At 49.3% G+C, this 19,103-nt stretch carries 13 protein-coding genes; 7 read left to right on the plus strand and 6 right to left on the minus strand.

The genetic code is table 11. The annotated features are described in order from the left end of the window. Positions 1-21 precede the first annotated feature (21 nt). A complete protein-coding gene (locus tag K2G41_RS02955) occupies positions 22-2,529 on the plus strand; it encodes a DUF5686 and carboxypeptidase-like regulatory domain-containing protein (protein ID WP_300114176.1) in 2,508 nt (835 codons plus the stop codon). A gap of 250 nt (positions 2,530-2,779) precedes the next feature. Here the strand turns inward: K2G41_RS02955 and K2G41_RS02960 are convergent, their stop codons facing one another. The 6 genes from K2G41_RS02960 to K2G41_RS02985 form a co-directional block, all read right to left on the minus strand. Then, positions 2,780-4,441, minus strand: coding sequence for an AMP-binding protein (locus K2G41_RS02960; protein ID WP_300114178.1), 1,662 nt, complete (start codon positions 4,439-4,441; stop codon positions 2,780-2,782). A gap of 156 nt (positions 4,442-4,597) precedes the next feature. Further along, a complete protein-coding gene (gene miaA / locus K2G41_RS02965) occupies positions 4,598-5,491 on the minus strand; it encodes a tRNA (adenosine(37)-N6)-dimethylallyltransferase MiaA (protein ID WP_300114182.1) in 894 nt (297 codons plus the stop codon). Between the two features lie 47 nt (positions 5,492-5,538). After that, positions 5,539-6,759: a peptidase T gene (gene pepT, locus K2G41_RS02970; RefSeq protein ID WP_300114185.1), complete on the minus strand. Its 1,221-nt coding sequence runs from the start codon at positions 6,757-6,759 to the stop codon at positions 5,539-5,541. Between the two features lie 261 nt (positions 6,760-7,020). Next, a complete protein-coding gene (locus K2G41_RS02975; RefSeq protein ID WP_300114188.1) occupies positions 7,021-7,758 on the minus strand; it encodes a DUF2807 domain-containing protein in 738 nt (245 codons plus the stop codon). Positions 7,759-7,930: 172 nt separating this feature from the next. Next, positions 7,931-9,121, minus strand: a complete 1,191-nt coding sequence (locus tag K2G41_RS02980) for a dicarboxylate/amino acid:cation symporter (RefSeq protein ID WP_300114191.1) — start codon at positions 9,119-9,121, stop codon at positions 7,931-7,933. A 49-nt stretch (positions 9,122-9,170) separates the two neighbouring features. Next, the gene (locus tag K2G41_RS02985; RefSeq protein ID WP_300114194.1) at positions 9,171-11,111 is read right to left on the minus strand and encodes an NAD(+) synthase; all 1,941 of its coding nucleotides are present in this window, start codon (positions 11,109-11,111) and stop codon (positions 9,171-9,173) included. A gap of 272 nt (positions 11,112-11,383) precedes the next feature. Between K2G41_RS02985 and cls the strand changes: the two genes are divergently transcribed. The 6 genes from cls to K2G41_RS03015 all read left to right on the plus strand — a co-directional run bounded on the left by cls (position 11,384) and on the right by K2G41_RS03015 (position 19,038). Beyond that, positions 11,384-12,838, plus strand: coding sequence for a cardiolipin synthase (gene cls, locus K2G41_RS02990; RefSeq protein WP_300114197.1), 1,455 nt, complete (start codon positions 11,384-11,386; stop codon positions 12,836-12,838). A 727-nt stretch (positions 12,839-13,565) separates the two neighbouring features. Next, positions 13,566-15,953, plus strand: coding sequence for an endopeptidase La (gene lon / locus K2G41_RS02995; RefSeq protein ID WP_300114200.1), 2,388 nt, complete (start codon positions 13,566-13,568; stop codon positions 15,951-15,953). Positions 15,954-16,021: 68 nt separating this feature from the next. Next, entirely contained in the window at positions 16,022-16,621 is a 600-nt protein-coding gene (locus K2G41_RS03000) for a PASTA domain-containing protein (RefSeq protein ID WP_300114203.1), read from the plus strand. Positions 16,622-16,706: 85 nt separating this feature from the next. Beyond that, entirely contained in the window at positions 16,707-17,738 is a 1,032-nt protein-coding gene (locus tag K2G41_RS03005) for an RluA family pseudouridine synthase (RefSeq protein ID WP_300114589.1), read from the plus strand. A 119-nt stretch (positions 17,739-17,857) separates the two neighbouring features. After that, a complete protein-coding gene (locus tag K2G41_RS03010) occupies positions 17,858-18,736 on the plus strand; it encodes a permease-like cell division protein FtsX (RefSeq protein ID WP_300114206.1) in 879 nt (292 codons plus the stop codon). A 14-nt stretch (positions 18,737-18,750) separates the two neighbouring features. Continuing rightward, positions 18,751-19,038, plus strand: coding sequence for a DUF3098 domain-containing protein (locus K2G41_RS03015; protein ID WP_300114208.1), 288 nt, complete (start codon positions 18,751-18,753; stop codon positions 19,036-19,038). Positions 19,039-19,103 lie beyond the last annotated feature (65 nt).

Genomic DNA, 19,103 nt, shown 5'->3' on the forward strand with positions numbered 1-19,103 from the left:
GCAATATTTTCCCTTTTTGTTTTGTCGATACTTCCGGCTGTGGCTCTCAACGTCACGGTTAGCGGTGTGGTGACTGATTCACTTTCTCATGAACCCGTCCCGTTTGCAACAATCATGCTTAAAGGCACTGACAGGGGTGTGCTCACGGATGATTCCGGTAATTACAGCGTCACGACGGCTCTTCCGTTTGACAGCGTGCTCGTATCTGCCATAGGTTATGCGACCAAGAGTGTAGCTGTGCGTCCCAATGGAAGCCAGTTGAAACTTGACATTGCCATCCATCCTTCCGGAGTGCAGCTCGGAGAGGTCATCGCGCGTCCGAAACGTGTCCATTATTCCAAGAAGAATAATCCGGCTGTTGAATTCATGGAGCGTATCCGCCACACGCAGGATCTGAATGATCCGCGCCGTCATGATAATTACAATTATGATAAGTATGAACGCATCACGCTGGCGATAAATAATTATCAGGCCGGTGATTCAGGAAAGCAAAGCGGTCTTGGGAAGCACTTTGCATTTCTGCGGGAGTATGTCGATACGTCTGAAGTTTCGGGTAAACCTATACTTAATATCGCGCTGCGCGAGAAACTGTCGTCCGTGCATTACCGGAAAGATCCGGAAAGCGAAAAGGAATATGTGACGGGTCTGCGTTCGTCGGGCTTCGATGATGTCCTTGATAAACAGAGCGTGCAGACGTTCTATGAGGACGTGATGCGCGAAGTGGATGTGTATGACAACGATATCACTATTTTTCAGACCCGTTTCGTGTCACCGTTGTCACGTATAGCTCCGGATTTCTACAAATTTTATCTTACGGATACGATCAACGTGGATTCGACCAGTTGCGTTGAGCTTACGTTTGTCCCGCGCAATCCGAGTTCGCTCGGATTTACGGGTCGCTTCTATGTCCCGCTCGGTGACACGACAATGTTTATCAAACGCATAATCCTGCGTGCGCCGCATGATATAAATCTGAATTTCATCGACGGGCTCGTGATAAGTCAGGATTATGTCAAAGCTCCGGATGGGTCGCGTCTGAAAATCAAGGACGATATGATGATGGAGGCAAGTCTTATCCCCGGCACACCGGGAATCTACGGTCACCGCCACACCGTCTATGATTCGCACGATTTCAATCCTGCCGCGAATCCCGATCTTTTCAAGCGCGGTGCCGATCAGATATTCGCTCCGGGTGCGGAAGGGCATGACGAGGAGTTCTGGACTGACAACCGAAAGGCTGAGATAGGCAAAGGTGCGAATGCGATCGAACAGATGATGACCCGTCTGCGCTCCGTACCGCTGTTCTATTGGGGTGAGAAAACCGTGAGACTTGTTACGTCGGGTTATGTGCCTACAGGTAAGCCTTCGTACTTTGATCTCGGACCGATGACCACCATGATCTCATACAATGCCATAGAGGGATTGCGTCTGCGCCTCGGAGGCATGACAACGGCTAATCTTTCCAACAGGTGGTTTGCCAGAGGTTATGTGGCGCGCGGTTTCAAGGATCATAAGTGGAAATATAGCGGAGAGCTGGAATATTCTTTCCGTGACAAGGAGTATCATTCAAGGGAGTTCCCGGTCCATTCGATCAGGGCTACGCAGCTTTACGACATAGATCGTCTCGGTCAGCTGTCGATGATGCACAATGTGGATAATGTGTTCCTCTCGTTTCGTCGAATGCCTGACCGTCAGGAGACATATCACCGCGTGAGCAAGCTGGAATATATAATGGAGACAGAGAATCATTTTTCGCTTGAGGCTCGTGTGCAGCAGGAAAGACAGTACTCAACGGAGTTCATGACCTTTGTCAACGGGCATGGCGAGAGTTTCCGTCATTACACCATGAATTCATTCCGGTTGCTGCTCCGCTATGCTCCCGGCGAGAAGTTCTATCAGATGAAGACCGGACGTATGCCGATCAATATGGATGCTCCGATATTTACCCTGTCACATACGTTCGCACCCAAGGGCTTCATGGGCAATCCGTTTGCGCTTAACGTGACGGAAGCCTCGATATTCAAACGTATATGGCTCTCGGCATTCGGCTGTATAGATTTTACTGTCAAGGGTGGTCACGTGTGGTCGCGGTCACCGTATCCCAATCTGCTCATTCCCGGAGCGAACCTGTCGTATATCATACAGTCGGATCTTTTCTCATGTCTGAATCCGATGGAGTTTATCAACGATTCATACGCTCAATGGGATCTCACGTACTGGGCGAATGGTGCGCTTCTCAACAATATTCCTCTCCTGAAAAAGCTGAAGTTGCGCGAGGCTGTGACTTTCAAAGGTGTGTGGGGACATCTGAGTGACCGCAACAAACCGTCGCTCAATCCGGAACTTTATGCATTTCCAGCGATCGCTCACACGCAGGAGATGACTGATCTGCCCTATATGGAGATTGGTGCGGGACTTGACAATATTTTCCGTATCCTACGCGTGGATTACACTTGGCGTCTTACTTATCGGGACAATCCGGAAGCCTGCAAGAGCGGTCTGCGATTCACATTCCACTTCTCGTTCTGAGAAGTAGCCGAAATCGGGGTGATGTTGAAGATAGCAAATCTCCGATCCGAGTGACGGTAATTGGAGGTAGTTGGGGTGAATATCAATGGTTATCCGCGTTTCGGCCAGTGCAAGCGCAGGTCCTACAAGCTATTATATACATACGTCTGATTTTAGAGTATCATTGTATTATAAAAGCATCAGGAGACAGATTCCGATCTTATGGGCGGCTCTGTCTCCTGATGCTTTTTGCGGTTATCTCGTTGCGAGGTTATTTGGGCTGATAGAGGTAGCGTTTGATGGAACGTTTGGGCGTTTTTTCAAACTCTTCTGTCATCAGTTCGAAGCGTTGGATCTGTGAATAGGCGGGAAGATCCGAGTTGAGGGTCTTGATATTCTCAGCCATAATGTCGGTGATACCCTGATTGCTCAGTTTCTGTGAACTGATGCTTTCGTAGTCGGGATAGATCAGGGCTACAAGACGTCCGCCGCCGCCATCGATCACAAGTGATTCGGACACGTAGGGAAGGTTATTGAGCTTGTCCTCGATTTCCTCCGGATAGATATTCTGGCCTGAAGGACCGAGAATCATGTTCTTGTCACGGCCACGTATGTAAAGAAAGCCGTTGTCGTCAAATGTACAGATATCACCTGTGCAGAGCCATCCGTCCTCACTCATGCAGCTTTCGGTCGCTTCCGGATTCTTGTAATAACCAAGCATGACATTCTCGCCTTTGACATAGAGTATGCCGGGTTTGGATGTCGGATTTTCGGAATCAATACGTGCTTCCAGACGATCGACAATGCGTCCGCATGAGGCCATACGGTTTTCCTTGGCATTGGCATAGGAGATAAGGGGTGCGCATTCAGTCATGCCGTAACCGACAGTGTAGGGGAAACCGATGCGACGTAGGAATTTTTCGACATCGCGGTTGAGACCGGCACCGCCGATGACGATTTCCTCTACGTTACCGCCGAATGTCTCGGTGAGGCGGTCGTTGATTTTGCTCAACAGACGCTCGTCAACATAGGGAACCATCAGCATGAGTTTCATCAACGGTTTTTCGAGCATCGGGAATACTCGGGTACGGATGATCTTCTCGATGATCAGAGGAACGGTGACTATGTAGCGCGGTTTGACTTTCGCAAAAGCATCCATGATGATGCGGGGCGACGGGGTCTTGGTCAGTATGTTGATATGGTTACCACTGATGAAGGGGCGGAGCATATCTATGGTCAGACCATACATGTGGGCAAGCGGAAGCATGCATACTACTCCGTCGCCGGGATTTGTCGGGAGAAAATCGAGACAGAACTGAACATTGGACCAAAGACTGCGGAAGGGTAGCATCACGCCTTTTGAGAAACCGGTCGATCCGGAAGTGTAGCTGATCAGACAGAGCTCTTCCTTGCTGTCCTCATGATAGATGACATCCTCCGGGCTGAAACGGTCGGGATAACGTTTCCCGAAAATCTCGTTCAGGTGAGCGCGCGTATGAGTAAGCGTCTTGTCATTGCTATGGATGAGTGAGAAATCCTTGATCGAAAGTGCGCCGAGAAGTTGCGGCATAGCTTCCGGATTAAGATCGTCCCAAATATTCTCGTCAATTATCGCAAGCTTAGCGTCACTGTGGTTTATAAGATGCTGCACATTATCGGCCTTGAAATCTGCAAGGATCGGGACAATTACAGCTCCATAGGTCAGTGTTGCGATGAATGTCACGCACCACATCGAACTGTTTTTGGCGCAGAGAGCCACTTTGTCGCCGGGTTTTACGCCACAATGCTCATACAGAAGATGGAGTTTGGCTATCTTACGTGCCACATCTTTGTATGTCATTGTCATCCCACCCATATCGGTCAGTGACGGAAGCTCCCAGTATTCGCGTATAGCGTCCTGAAAGTATAAGTTAAGGCTGTCGCGTTGAATCATGATTGAATAAATAGTCGAAAGGATTCGTTATTATTACATATCCCTTATGAAGTGAGCATATTACGGTCGGTAAGAAAAATACACGCACCTAAAAATTCTCATTTAGAATAGTAATGTGCAAAAATAAGAAAAATAGAGTAATTGGCGTTGCTGAATTTAATTAATAAATCTTAACGTTTGCTCCAGTAAAGGAGTATTCGGGTCAAGAATTTTTACATCTGGGTCTTTTGACAGCCATAGGAGTTGTTTTTTCGCATAGACACGTGTATTTTTTGCGATACGCGCTATGGCTGTCTCACGATCCATAATCCCGTCCATCATGGCAAACATTTCCTTATATCCGACAGTATTGAGCGAGTTGAGATGACGGAAGGGATAGACACGTCGGGCTTCTTCTTCAAGGCCATCGGTGATCATCATATCGACCCGTCGGTTAATACGGTCAAACAGCTTCTGTCTGTCATGTCCGATTGCCATCTTTATTATTCGGAACGGACGTTGCTTTGCCTCACCGGTGCGGAGGGTGGAGTAAGGTCGGCCTGACTCCATGCAGATCTCGATGGCATGGACAAGGCGGCGGTGATTGGAGAGGTCGGCGGTGGAGAGATAGTCGGGATCAAGCTCCCGTAGTTTGTCGTGGAGTGCCGGCAGCCCACCTTTATTATATAAGGAGAGGGCATAGTCACGGACTTCGGCGGAGATGGTAGGGAGCGAGTCGATTCCGCGTGTGATGGCGTCGATATACATCATTGAGCCTCCACACATCACCGCATAGTCATTTCCGGCCCAGATATCATCAAGAATCCTCAGGGCGTCCTCTTCATAACATGCTGCCGAATAGTAAGCGTCGAGGTCCAGCACGCCGATGAGGTGGTGGCGCACACGCGCAAGCTGCTCAGGTGTCGGCGCAGCCGTCCCGATCGGGAGTCCACGGAAAAGCTGGCGCGAGTCAGCCGACACTATTTCAGTGTCGAGTGCCTCGGCCAGCTCTATGGCAAGTGACGTTTTCCCGCTTGCGGTCGGCCCGGTGATAATAACAAGTGTTTTCAAGGGGTCCGTTTGAGGATGATTGATTGTATGGGGAGAATACGCCGGATTTACTTTTCAGCGACAAGACGTGCGATCTCAACAATGACCTGTGTGGCTTTTTCCATCGAGGGCACGGGAACAAATTCATAACGGCCGTGGAAGTTAAGGCCACCGGCAAAGATGTTGGGACAGGGGAGACCCTTGAATGACAGCTGTGCACCGTCTGTACCTCCACGGATAGGCTGCACCTTAGGAGTGACATCTACATTCTTCATGGCCTGAACGGCTATGTCGATTATGTGCATTACCGGTTCGATCTTCTCACGCATGTTGTAATACTGATCCTTGATTTCGATAGATGCACAGTCGGGGAATTCGTTATTGATCTTGCGTGTGAGATGTTCAAGCTCCTTCTTGCGGCGTTCGAAACGGTCGCGGTCATGATCGCGGATGATATAGGTGAGCACGGTCTCCTCGACAGTACCCTCAAATGAAATAAGGTGATAGAATCCCTCGTAACCTTCGGTGTGTTCAGGTGTCTCCCATCGCGGAAGCATGATGACAAACTGGTTGGCGATACGCATGGAGTTGATCATCTTGTGCTTGGCATAACCGGGATGCACGTTGCGGCCTTTGAAGGTGACTTTGGCTACGGCTGCATTGAAGTTTTCATATTCAAGTTCGCCGATCTCGCCGCCGTCCATAGTGTAGCCCCAGTCGGCACCGAAGAGATCGACATCGAACTTGTGTGCTCCCTTACCGATTTCTTCATCAGGATTGAAGGCTATGCGGATGTCGCCATGCTTGATCTCCGGATGCTTGATGAGGTAATCGACAGCTGTGATAATCTCGGCGATACCTGCCTTGTCGTCAGCACCGAGGAGGGTGTTTCCGTCAGTGACGATGAGATCCTGACCTACATAATCGAGGAGTTCAGGGAACTGTCCGGGTGAGAGTACGATACCGTTGGTTGAATTAAGGACAATGTCCTTACCGTCATATTTCTCGACGATGCGCGGAGAGACGTGGCGACCGCTCATGTCAGGTGATGTGTCGAGATGTGCGATGAAGCCGACTGTCGGGACATCCTTTCCTGCATTGCCTTTGAGGGTGGCCATGAGATAGCCGTTGTCATCGAGTGTGATGTCGGTCAGACCCATCGCGCGCAGTTCCTTTTCAAGGTGCTGTGCGAAAATCATCTGTCCGGGAGTGGAGGGAGTAAGGTTGGTGAGTTCGTCACTTTGAGTGTCGAACTTCACATATTCTAAGAAGCGATCTACTACGGTCATTTCGTCAAATTGTATGTCTGTCGTTGATATTAAATTTCGGTGCTGCAAATTTAGTGACTTTTTTCCGTTCAACCAACTGGGGAAACGTGTAAAAATCATACATGAGGATCAGTTCATAGAGAGGAAATACGGCAACGGATGAATTAAAGCCAACGTAGTCAAAAACAGATGTTGTTTCGGAGCAACGTTGGCTTTAAGATTTTTATGGAATTAGAGGGTGTCTAACATTTGTTACGAAACGCCCTCTTGTGCGTATCAGATTTATTTCTGAGAATTGAGCTTGATGGAACCGCCGATTGATTTGTCAACGCGCGATTCCTTTACGGAGAGGGTAGATCCCTTGATATCACCTCCGCTTGATGCCGAGAATGATCCCTTAGCGGATGTTCCGCCTATGCGGATCGAGCCTCCGGAGGATGCTTCGCAGTCGGTGTCCTTTGCTGATACTTTCGGGGCTGAAATTGATGCGCCTGACGATACATCCATGCTGATTTTGTCGGCAACTACGGATTTCACTTCGATAGATGCTCCTGATGAAGCCTCTGCTTCGAGTTTGCGGCAACTGATTCCGGCAAGAGATATAGAAGCACCTGACGACGCTTCAAGTTCGATCTTTTTTCCGCCCGCTGAAACTGTGGTATTACATTTCACGGATGATCCGGAAGAAGCCTCGATCTCATTGACCATAGGTGCTGTCACAGTGACAACCACTCCCTTAATGAGGTTGCCTTTACGGCTTCCGAGTGGATTGGGTTTGGGGGATATTTTAAGAGTATTACCGCTTATGCGGACATCAATTTTACTGATCTGGTCAGCCTCGCCGGTGATCTTGACGGTTGGCTGATTTCCGGAGGCAGGCTGATAGATCACCTTTACTCCTGCACTCGTGTCAAGAGACGAGAATGATTGCTTGATGTTTATTACACGCGTTTCTGCACCGGATGTGAATGCGGCAAGCCCGATGATGAGCATGAACAATGTAAAGAGTGATTTTTTCATTTGTCTTACGTGGCTTTTAATTAAAACATAAGTGAGGGATGAGTCCGGAGTGAGGATCCAAAAAACGGAGTTTTATATATAAGACGTGAAAAAATGTGAATAGTTACATCAAAAATTAAAAAAATGATGTCCAATGCTTTTTGGAAAAGATAAATTACCAGAATTGAGCTACTTACAGATTAGACGTTTCTGCAGTTGGTTTTGCCGGAGTCTTTTTCGAGAAAAGACGGTCAATTATGGCGGCAAGCGCACCGTCGCCGGTTACGTTGCAGGCTGTACCGAAGCTGTCCATAGCAATGTAAAGCGCGATCATGAGAGCTACCATCTGCTCGTCGAAACCAAGGATTGACTGGAGGAGACCGATGGAGGCCATGATAGCTCCACCCGGAATACCCGGCGCGGCTATAATGGTAATGCCGAGCATTCCGATGAAGTGACAGAAGAGTCCGAGGTCATGGGGCTGATTGTGCATGATCATGAGCGCGAGCGCACAAGCTACGATTTTGAGTGTGCTGCCGCTCATGTGGATCGTGGCACAGAGTGGGACGACGAATCCTGCGATATCCTCGCTGACACCCATTTTGATGGCTTGCCGGAGGGTTACCGGGATAGTAGCTGCAGACGACTGTGTGCCGAGAGCCGTAAAGTAGGCTGGCATCATGGTGCGCAGCATCCAGAACGGATTTTTCTTTGCAAACAGTGCGGCCACACAATATTGGATCACGAGAATAAGCACATGGAGTATGAAGATGACAACTATTATCTTCATGAAACATTTAAGGATCATGCCTACCTGACCTTCAAGCGTCATGTTGAGGAATATGCCGAAAATGTAGATTGGGAGCAGTGGGAGAATGGCTGCATCAATAGTTTTCGACACAATATCACGGAATTCTCCGAACCCTCTGCGCAGAGCGTTGCCGCTGAGAAAAGCCATTCCGAGTCCGAGCATGAAAGCGAGTACAAGGGCAGTCATGACTGTCATCAGCGGTGGCATTTCAATGGTAAAGAATGGTTGGATGGAAGGGGTGCTTTCCGTCAGTGCAATCCCTTCTTCACCTCCGATCAGGGAGGGGAAGGTCAGGATTCCGGTGAAGTAGGAGAGAAGTCCGGCAAAGAATGTGGCAAAGTAGGCAATCGCAGCGGTTACTACGAGCAGTTTTCCCGCACGGCCACCGATATCGGCAATAGCCGGAGTAACGAAGCCGACAATGATCATCGGGATCATGAATCCGAGGAACTGGGAGAATATGGCATTGAATGTGGCCATGATTTCAGCAAACCAGAGCGGTGAGACATAGCCGATGGCGATACCGAGAACTATGGCGATGAGTATGCGCGGGAGCAGACCGAGTTTTTTCATTGGGGGGAGGTAAGTAGTGAATGCAGAAAACGAAGATCAGAAGTATATGTTAGTGTAGTTTCCACAGAGCGGATGATGCATCGGAGGGCATACGCCAGTCGCCGCGTGGCGAGAGGCATACAGATCCGACTTTAGGTCCGTCGGGCAAGCATGAGCGTTTGAACTGCTGGTTGAAGAAACGGCGGAAGAATGTGGAGAGCCAGTGGCGGATCACGTCGTCGGAATACTGTTCAGGAGTGAATGCATGGCGGGCGAGGAGGAAGATGCGGTCCGGTGTGAACCCGAAGCGCAAGGTGTAATAAAGGAAGAAGTCATGCAACTCGTATGGTCCAACGAGATCTTCGGTCTTTTGCTTTATGTTTCCTTCACTGTCGGCAGGGATAAGCTCCGGACTGATAGGTGTGTCGATAATGTCAAGGAGACAGCGGCGGACAATGGAATCCGGCGCGGCCTCATCGGCAAAGTAGCCGACAAGATATTTTACAAGTGTTTTTGGTACTCCGGCATTGACACCATACATTGACATGTGGTCGCCGTTGTAGGTAGCCCAGCCGAGTGCGAGTTCCGAGAGGTCACCTGTGCCGAGAACGATGCCGCCGGTCTGGTTTGCTATGTCCATCAGCAGCAATGTGCGCTGGCGTGCCTGCGAATTCTCGTATGTCACGTCATGGATTTCGGGATCATGACCGATATCTTTGAAGTGTTGTGTCACGGCCGGAGCAATTGAGATTTCGCGTATGCTCACTCCGAGTCCTTCCATCAGTTCGACGGCATTGTTGTGGGTGCGTGATGTGGTGCCGAATCCGGGCATTGTCACACCGATAATACCCTTACGGTCAAGATGCAGGCGGTCAAAAGTACCCACGGCGATCAAAAGGGCGAGAGTTGAGTCAAGACCGCCGGAAATACCGACTGTGAGCGATGAGCAGTGGATCGCGTCGAGTCTCTTTGCAAGAGCGGCCACCTGAATGTTGATGATCTCTTCGCAACGTTCATGGCGTGCTGTCTGTGATTCCGGTACGAAGGGGTGCGGGTCGATATAGCGGAGGAGTTTTCGGTCAGATGCTGATTTATTCCCGCTATCTTTCGGTGTATTTTCTTTCGGCGATTCAGATGTTATGCCCTCGCATTCAGCCTGAGCACAGTCAGCGAAGGTGGTCATGTGGAGACGGTCACGTTCGAGTGCCTCGACGTCGATGTCCGCAATAGCAGTATTGTCGGCTGGATTCCAGCGTTGGTTTGCCTGCAATACGGTTCCGTTCTCTGCGATGATGGCCTTGCCGTCAAACGTGAGGTCAGTGGATGATTCTCCCCATCCGGCACCAGCATAGGCATAGGCACACAGACAACGCGCGGACTGCTGGCTGATGAGCGAACGGAGGTAGGCATATTTACCTATTAGATCATCTGAAGCTGAGAGGTTCAGTATCAGGGTTGCCCCCTTCATGGCGAGACGTGATGAGGGCGGGACGGGTACCCAAAGGTCTTCGCAGATCTCGATTCCTATCTTGGTCCCGTGTGAGTTGAAGATCCGGCCTGATGACATGGTAAAAATTTCGCCACAGATTTCTACCTCGACATCTTGGCCGAGGGGTAGCGGACGCCACCAACGACGCTCGTAGAACTCGTTGTAGTTGGGAATATATGTTTTTGTTACGAGATCTACGCGTCCGTTGCGGATAAATGCGGCGCAGTTGTAGAGCGCACCTTCATATCTGACCGGCAGTCCGACAGCAAAATGTATATTCAGGTCCTTGGACATGTCGCGGAGTTCGATAAGCGCGTGGGAAGCGGCATCAAGCAGAGTAGAACTATGGAAAAGATCAGCACATGTGTAAGCCGTGAGACACATTTCGGGAAAGACGGCAACTTCCACACCGGAATCTTCAAGTTCGAGAAGTTTTGCTTTAATCTGTGACAGATTGAAATCGACATCGGCCACACGCACTGTCGGAGCAGTTGCGGCTACGCGGAGAAATCCTGAAAACATCTATTTGTAAGGGTTTAGAGATTGTTTGATAACAAATGTGAAGCCGGAGCGGACGTGTTGGCTAAACTATTCATAAATCTTAGAGAGTCATGTGACGACATGATAGCTGAAGATTAGGGCAAGTTAAGCCGAAGAGACATCCATGCGACATCTTAATTGAAAAATAGCTGGAGATCGGAGCACGAAATTATGAATAATTTCTTGATTTTTGTCAATATGGGTTGATAAATTTGGAATAATACCTTAACTTTGTGGTCAAGCAAACCTCAATTATGCACACGGAATTTATCACCCTTAGCTGGAGCGGTCTGTGGTGGAGTCTCGGAGTTGGCTACGCCATACTGATTCTGTGTGTCATCGGGATTGTCATAAGTGAGAACCGTAATCCGCTTAAAGCTTTGGGCTGGGTGACGGCTCTGCTGCTTTTTCCGGTTGGAGGTATAATCCTCTATTTTGTTTTCGGTAGAAGCATCAGGAATGTCCGCATGATCTCACGCCGCAACCGCCGCAAGCTTCTCAAACACGAGGGAACCCAGCCTCTTCCGAAGCTTGACCGTGAGCTATCACCTGAAAACCGACAGCGCATAAGGCTTGCCTACAGCATAGGGGGGGCCAACCTCTATACCGGAAATGATATAAGGATTTTTACGGACGGCCGAAGCTTTTTCGATGAGTTGTTCGAGGATCTCAAGAAGGCGCGTGAATATATCAATCTGCAGTTTTACATCATAGCTTCTGACCCTCTTGGCCGTCAGTTGAGGGATATTCTCATCGAGCGCGCGCGTGCCGGAGTCAAGGTCAGGGTAATCTATGACTATATCGGTTCTTTTGATGCACGCCGACGTGATTTTTTTCAGCGAATGAAGGAGAACGGTGTGGAGGTACATTCGTTTTTCCGCCTGTCGTTCCCATCGCATGTCAACCGCCTGAACTGGCGCAATCATCGTAAGGTTGTGGTGATTGACGGTAGGATCGGATATATCGGCGGCATGAATGTGGCAGAACGGTATATGGGAAGTTTTGACGGAGGAAAATGGCGCGATACGGCTGCAAGAATTACCGGTCCGTGTGTAGGTGCGCTGCAATATCATTTCGCTGTGGATTGGAAGTTCATGGGGCATGATCTGCTCTGTGACCCTGTTGCCGGATGGAGTAAAGATGATGGCGCAGAGGTAAGCGATGCCACGCTGCAGGTACTTGCCTCCGGCCCTAACGACCGCTGGGGAAACATGACGCTGCTTTTTTACAAGGCTATTTCGACGGCACGGCGAAGGGTGTGGTTGCAGACACCTTATTTCCTGCCGAGTGACGGGCTGATGAAGGCTCTTGAGAGTGCGGCTCTTGCGGGAGTGGATGTGCGAGTCATGATGCCGCGCCGTTCCGATTCACGCATATTGACGTATGCGTCGCACAGCTACGTGGAGGAATGTCTTTTGGCCGGAGTGAAGGTCTATCTTTATGAGGCAGGGATGCTTCATGCAAAGGTGCTTATCGTAGATAATGATTTCTCCACCCTCGGATCGACTAATTTTGACTTCCGCAGTCTTGAGCATAATTTCGAGGAAAATCTTGTCATGTACTCAAATGAAGCGAACCGGATACTTGCTCAGGGCTTCGAGGAAGATTCAAAGGATTGCAGCAAACTAAAGATAGCGGAGTGGAACCGCCGTGACCGCCGTCGGAAAGTGCAGGAATCAATCTACCGACTGCTGAGTCCGATCCTTTAAAATACACACGCACGATTCTTCAAATACATATCGGACTTACAATAAAAAACGAAGGGTGGCCTCACGGTCATCCTTCGCTGCTTACACATAGTACTTAACGTCAGTGGATTTATAAATGTCTAATAATGCAAATGTCTCTTAGTGTATATTTGAGAGTTCTATTTCTTTCACGGAGCGAATTGTTTTAATTGATGTTTTTGAGCATTGCGCCCCGTGATTATGATGCAAAGTTAGGGTTAAAATTTCAAAAAACCTAATGAATTCAGTCTGCTTTAAAACACATTTCTATGGCATGTGTGGTGTGAGTTGGCATGAGAATGAAAAATTGTCAAGCATCGAATAAATGGGGAAGGCATATTGTTAGCTAAGAATGGTTAAAAATAAAAAAATGCAATTTGGTTAAAAATAGTTAATGGAAATTATGCTGATTTTGAGGTTGTACTGATGGGGATATGGACATTTCGATTTGAAATCTACGGGTTAGTAGGGTTGTGGGGATCGACATCCTTGACTTGTTTTATTGACTTATTTTATCGGTACTTTTGCAAAATAGGGGTTGGACAATTGTTAAAGATTGAGGAAAAATCACTACCTTTGGGGTCGCGTTTTCTAAAACGTGAACCGGGCTGTAAATGAATGCTTAGCTGTGAATAGCGGTCGATTTTCAGCCCTGCCCGTTTCCACTCAGGAAAAGGAAGCATGAAAGAACAGTTGCAACCATTCAGAAATGAAAGACGATAGCACTAAATTAGTATCAGTAGGTCAGATAGACATAGGCGTTCCGGCTGAACGTCCAGTACCCGATTTTGCGGATCTTCCCATAATCGCCATGCGCGATCTCGTACTCTTTCCCGGAGTCACATTCCCTATAACTCTTGCGCGCGAAAGTTCGGTCCACACCGCAGCTGCCGCAGCAGAGCGTCATATCCCGGTCGGCATTTTCTGTCAGCGCGATTCATCCACCGAGCATCCCGGCCTTGCCGATCTCTATGATCTCGGCGTTGTGGCCGACGTGCTGAAGACATTCGATTTGCCCGACGGCACACATACGGCCATACTGGCGGCCCGTGAGAAGATCAAGATCACCGGCCCGTCTGCGGGACAAGTGATTCCCGGTGCACTATCCGCACAGGTTAAGCCCATTCATGACAGCACATCGCGTCCGAGCGACAAGGAGTTTATTGCCCTCGTGGATGACATACGCCAGACCACACTCAATATTCTTCATGCCGGGAACGACAAGATGAGTGATCTCGCTTTCAACATCGAGAACATCCCCGGCCCGCAGTTGCTGATCAACATTATCTGTACGCATTCGCCTTTCCCGCCGGATGTGAAGATAGAACTTTTGCGTAAAAACCGCATGAAAGAGCGTGCGCAGTTGCTGCTCAGTCATCTCGCACACAGCGAGGAAATGGCCGAGATCCGTGCGGAGGTTCACCGAAAGGCCCGTAAGAATATAGATGAGCAGCAGCGCAATGCGTTCCTGCAGCACCAGTTTGAAGTCCTTCGTGAAGAGCTTTACGGAGATGACGATGACTGCAAGGCTCTTGAGGATAAGGCAAAGAAGCTTGCCCTGCCTGAAGCCGTCAAACGTACGTTCGACAAGGAGTTGGAGAAGCTCCGTCGCCTGAATCCGCAGAGTCCGGATTATTCCGTACAATATACCTATCTCCAGTTGCTCACCGATCTGCCTTGGGGAAAATATTCGGAACTTGACGCTGACTTCCAGTCGGCCGAACGTGTACTTGATGAGGATCACTATGGTCTTGAAAAAGTCAAGGAGCGCATTCTCGAACAACTGGCCGTGATGATGAATACTCCCGAAGGCCGTTCGCCCATCATCTGTCTCGTCGGGGCTCCCGGTGTCGGTAAGACATCTTTAGGGCAGTCCATAGCGAAGGCACTCGGCAGAAAGTATCAGCGCGTTTCGCTCGGAGGTCTTCACGACGAGGCCGAGATCCGTGGCCACCGCCGCACGTACATAGGTGCGATGCCCGGCCGTATAATCGATGCGATAAAGCGTGCAGGTACATCCAACCCTGTTCTTCTGCTTGACGAGATTGATAAGACAGGCAGTGATTTCAAAGGTGATCCGTCATCAGCCCTGCTTGAGGTGCTCGATCCGGAGCAGAACAGCCATTTCCATGACAATTATGTGGATGTGGATTATGACCTTTCGCACGTGCTTTTCATCGCTACTGCCAATACGCTTTCAACTATCCCCCGGCCTCTGCTGGACCGAATGGAGATCATAGATATATCAGGATATCTTCCTGAAGAAAAGATCGAGATTGCGAGAAAGCATCTTGTCCCGCGTCTTGCCGTCGAGAACGGTTTCGGTAAGGACGAGATCACTTTCTCGACCGAGGCTCTGACGAAGATTATAGAAAGCTATACGAGCGAAAGCGGTGTGCGCCTTCTCGAAAAGGAACTTGCCAAAGTGGTGCGTAAGATTGTGCTCGGTAAGATGCGTGGTGAGGCTTACAAGACCCATGTCGATGTGGATGATCTCCGGGGCTATCTCGGAGTCGAAAGCTACACGCCTGAAAGATACGAAGTCTCGGATACACCCGGAGTGGCAACCGGTCTTGCATGGACGGCAGTAGGAGGTGAAATCCTTTTCATTGAATCGTCGTTCACTCAAGGTAAGGGTGAAAAACTCACCATTACCGGTAATCTGGGCGATGTGATGAAGGAATCTGCTGTCATAGCCACGCAGGTGGTGAAGGCTCGTGCGGCACGCTATGGTGTCGATCCGGAGAGTTTCGAGAACCGTCAGCTTCACATCCATGTCCCTGAAGGGGCTATTCCTAAAGATGGTCCGTCGGCAGGCATCACGATGTGTACCTCGATCCTCTCGGCACTTACTGGCCGTCCCGTCAAATCCCGTCTCGCAATGACCGGCGAGATCACGCTGCGTGGAAAGGTGCTTCCGGTAGGTGGTATAAAGGAAAAAATTCTTGCTGCCAAGCGTGCCGGTATTACGGACATAGTGTTGTGTGCCGATAATCGCAAGAACATCGAGGATATAAAGCCGGTTTATATCTCAGGGCTCACCTTCCATTACGTCCGCACGATAGACGAGGTCTTTGCAATTGCTATCGGTGATTGATCGTCAGGCGCCCGGAACAGTCACTCGGTTTAATAGGTCTGAACAACCCCATTATATATAATATAGGTATGAAAAGAATCCTCCTCCACATTGGGCTGATGATAGTTGTGGCCGTAGCTATAGCATGGCTCGCCATGCTTTGGCTAAAGGTCTGGACACGCCACGATGAGACTATCACCGTGCCATCGGTCAAGTTGATGACCTACGATAGCGCAGCCCGTATGCTTGCCTCCGAGGGGCTTGTCGCTGTGCTTGCAGACTCGGTCTATGATAAGTCAACCAAGCCCGGTACGATCATCGATCAGAATCCGAAGTTAGGAACTGTCGTAAAGGAAGGGCGCGAGATCTATCTCACCATCAATGCATTCTCCCCAAAGATGGCAACGATCCCTACGCTTACGGATATCTCGATCAGACAGGCAAAATCGATACTCGAAGGTCTGGAGATAAAGAATATTGTTGAAAAGCGTGTCCCAAGTGAATTCAAGGATCTTGTGCTTGGGGTCTATTACAAAGGTCATCGCCTTACTCCCGGCGCACGTGTCCCGGTCAACGCTACCATCGAGCTTGAAGTCGGGGAGGGGATAAATGAGATCGTTGTCGATACTGATTCTGTCGGATCAGAAGAATCCGTCCCCGCTTCCGACCAGTTGAATCTTTTTGAATAAATAGACAGGATATTTAATGAAAGATACTGAAAAGGATAAAGCTACGGAAACCCCCGTTATTCTTCCGGCCACAGATGCCGATGAGATGGACGAACTTGACGGTGTGGATGACGGCGGTAACGGTGAGCTCTACGAGCATTTCCGTTTCACTGTCGATAAGGGACAGCAGCTCCTGAGGGTCGATAAGTATCTCGTCACCCGTCTTGAGAAATCATCGCGTAACCGTATCCAGCAGGCAGCTGATGCAGGTTGCATATTGGTCAACGGTCGGGCTGTAAAGTCAAATTATCGTGTCAAGCCGCTTGATGTCATACAAGTGGTCATGGATCGTCCGCGCTATGAACTGGAGATCATCCCTGAGGATATACCTCTTGACATAGTTTATGAGGACGATTCCCTGCTTGTGGTCAATAAGCCGGCCGGACTTGTGGTGCATCCCGGTCACGGTAATTATTCCGGTACTCTTGTCAATGCGCTTGCATGGCATTTCCGCGACAATCCTGATTATGACGTGAGTGATCCCCGTCTCGGTCTGGTACATCGTATCGATAAGGATACGTCGGGGCTGCTTGTTGTCGCAAAGACTCCGGATGCAAAGACTCACCTTGGAAAACAGTTCTTCAACAAGACGACCAAACGAGAGTATAACGCCCTCGTGTGGGGAGTACCTTCGCCCTCGTCAGGCAGGATTGAGGGCAACATTGGGCGCAATCCTAAGGACCGGTTGCAGATGGCTGTGTTACCACCGGATGATCCTACAGGAAAACATGCCGTCACGCACTATGAAGTTCTGGAGGATTTCACTCATGTGGCACTCGTGAAGTGTGTGCTTGAGACAGGCCGTACACATCAGATCCGCGTCCACATGCGTCATATCGGTCATCCGCTCTTCTCGGATGCCCGCTACGGTGGTGATGTGATCCTTCGTGGAGAGCGTAACGGATCTTATCAGAAATTTGTCGGTAACTGTTTTGAGATATGTCCCCGACAGGCTCTTCATGCACGCACACTCGGATTCGTACATCCCGACACGGGTGAGGAGATGTTTTTTTCCGCCCCGATTCCTCCCGACATGACAGCTTTGATTGAGAAATGGAGGCTGTATGCAAGAAAATAGATCTGACAGCCACTATCTGTCGATATATTATGACCAAATAGAAAATACGATGTTAAAATTTAGTTAAATCACTTGACATCGCATTATTCAGGTTGTAAATTTGCACTTTATTCTTTAACATGGCAAAGAAGCGTCATCACTTGATCCCATTGTTCACGACCCGTGTCACCGCGACTCTCTCGGTTGCGTTGGTGCTTTTTATCCTTGGGATTGCCGCATTGATGGGTATCGCAGCTCGGAAAGTCACTGAGGGGATAAGGGAGAATATGGGTTTTGTGGTGCTTTTCAATGAGGATGTCACAGCATCCGATATTTCTGCGGTAAAAAACGGCCTTGAAAGATCGGGAGGTGTGCGTAAGGTGATCTATTCCTCACCTGAAACAGTGCTTGACCGCTGGCAGAAGATGGTCGGTGACGAGGAGGATATCGTGCGGCTGGCAGGTGTCAACCCTTTTGTCGGAGAGCTTGAAGTAAAGGTAAAGCCTGACTATGCATCGTCCGACAGCATAGCTTTGCTCACCGGTCCTGTCATGCTCATGCCTCAGGTTAGCGAAGTCAAGGTTCACGCAGCTATGGTTGATCGTGTCAACTCTACTCTGCGCAGCATATCGCTTGCTCTTATCTTTGTGGCTGTTGCTTTGCTGACGGTGTCGTTTATTCTGATATTCAACACTGTCCGCCTTACTGTGTATGCCCGGAGATTTACGATCTATACGATGAAACTCGTCGGTGCGACTCCGGCATTCATCCGCCGTCCATTCCTGATTGATAATATTGTCAACGGACTCGTGGCAGGATTGATCGCATCCGTGGCTCTTTTGGCTACCGTGGCCTACGGTCGTTCGTATGAGCAGGAGATGAGAGCCATGCTTGATTGGGATATAATGTGTGCGGTGGTGATTGGTGTTATGGTGACCGGTGTACTCATCTGCCTTGTTGCCGCACTGTTTGCCGCGAACCGTTATCTGCGGCTTCCTTATGATGAAATGTTTAAATAACTAAATTAGAAATAATGGCTAATAAACCAGTATCAAAGCGCGAGAGCGATGAGTCTCGTCTCCAGTTGGAAAGCGAGAGCCGTCTTCCGTTGCTGAAAACAAATTTTATCCTGATGGCTATTGCCGGAGTGCTCATAGTGCTTGGGTTCTGTTTGATGGCAGGAGGAGCTACTGAATGGGATGCGTTTAATCCTGACATATTTTCCACTCGCCGCATAGTTGTCGGACCGACCATCGCGTTCCTTGGATTTGTGTTTATGGGATTTGCAATAATGTATAGCCCTAAAAATAAGAAGGACTGACACTCAAATCAAATATCAGCATGTTTCCTTGACGTCAATTCCATTGACTTTATGTCGTGGAGTCG

Origin of the sequence: Duncaniella sp. (assembly GCF_029056165.1) — a bacterium.
GTDB lineage: Bacteria > Bacteroidota > Bacteroidia > Bacteroidales > Muribaculaceae > Duncaniella.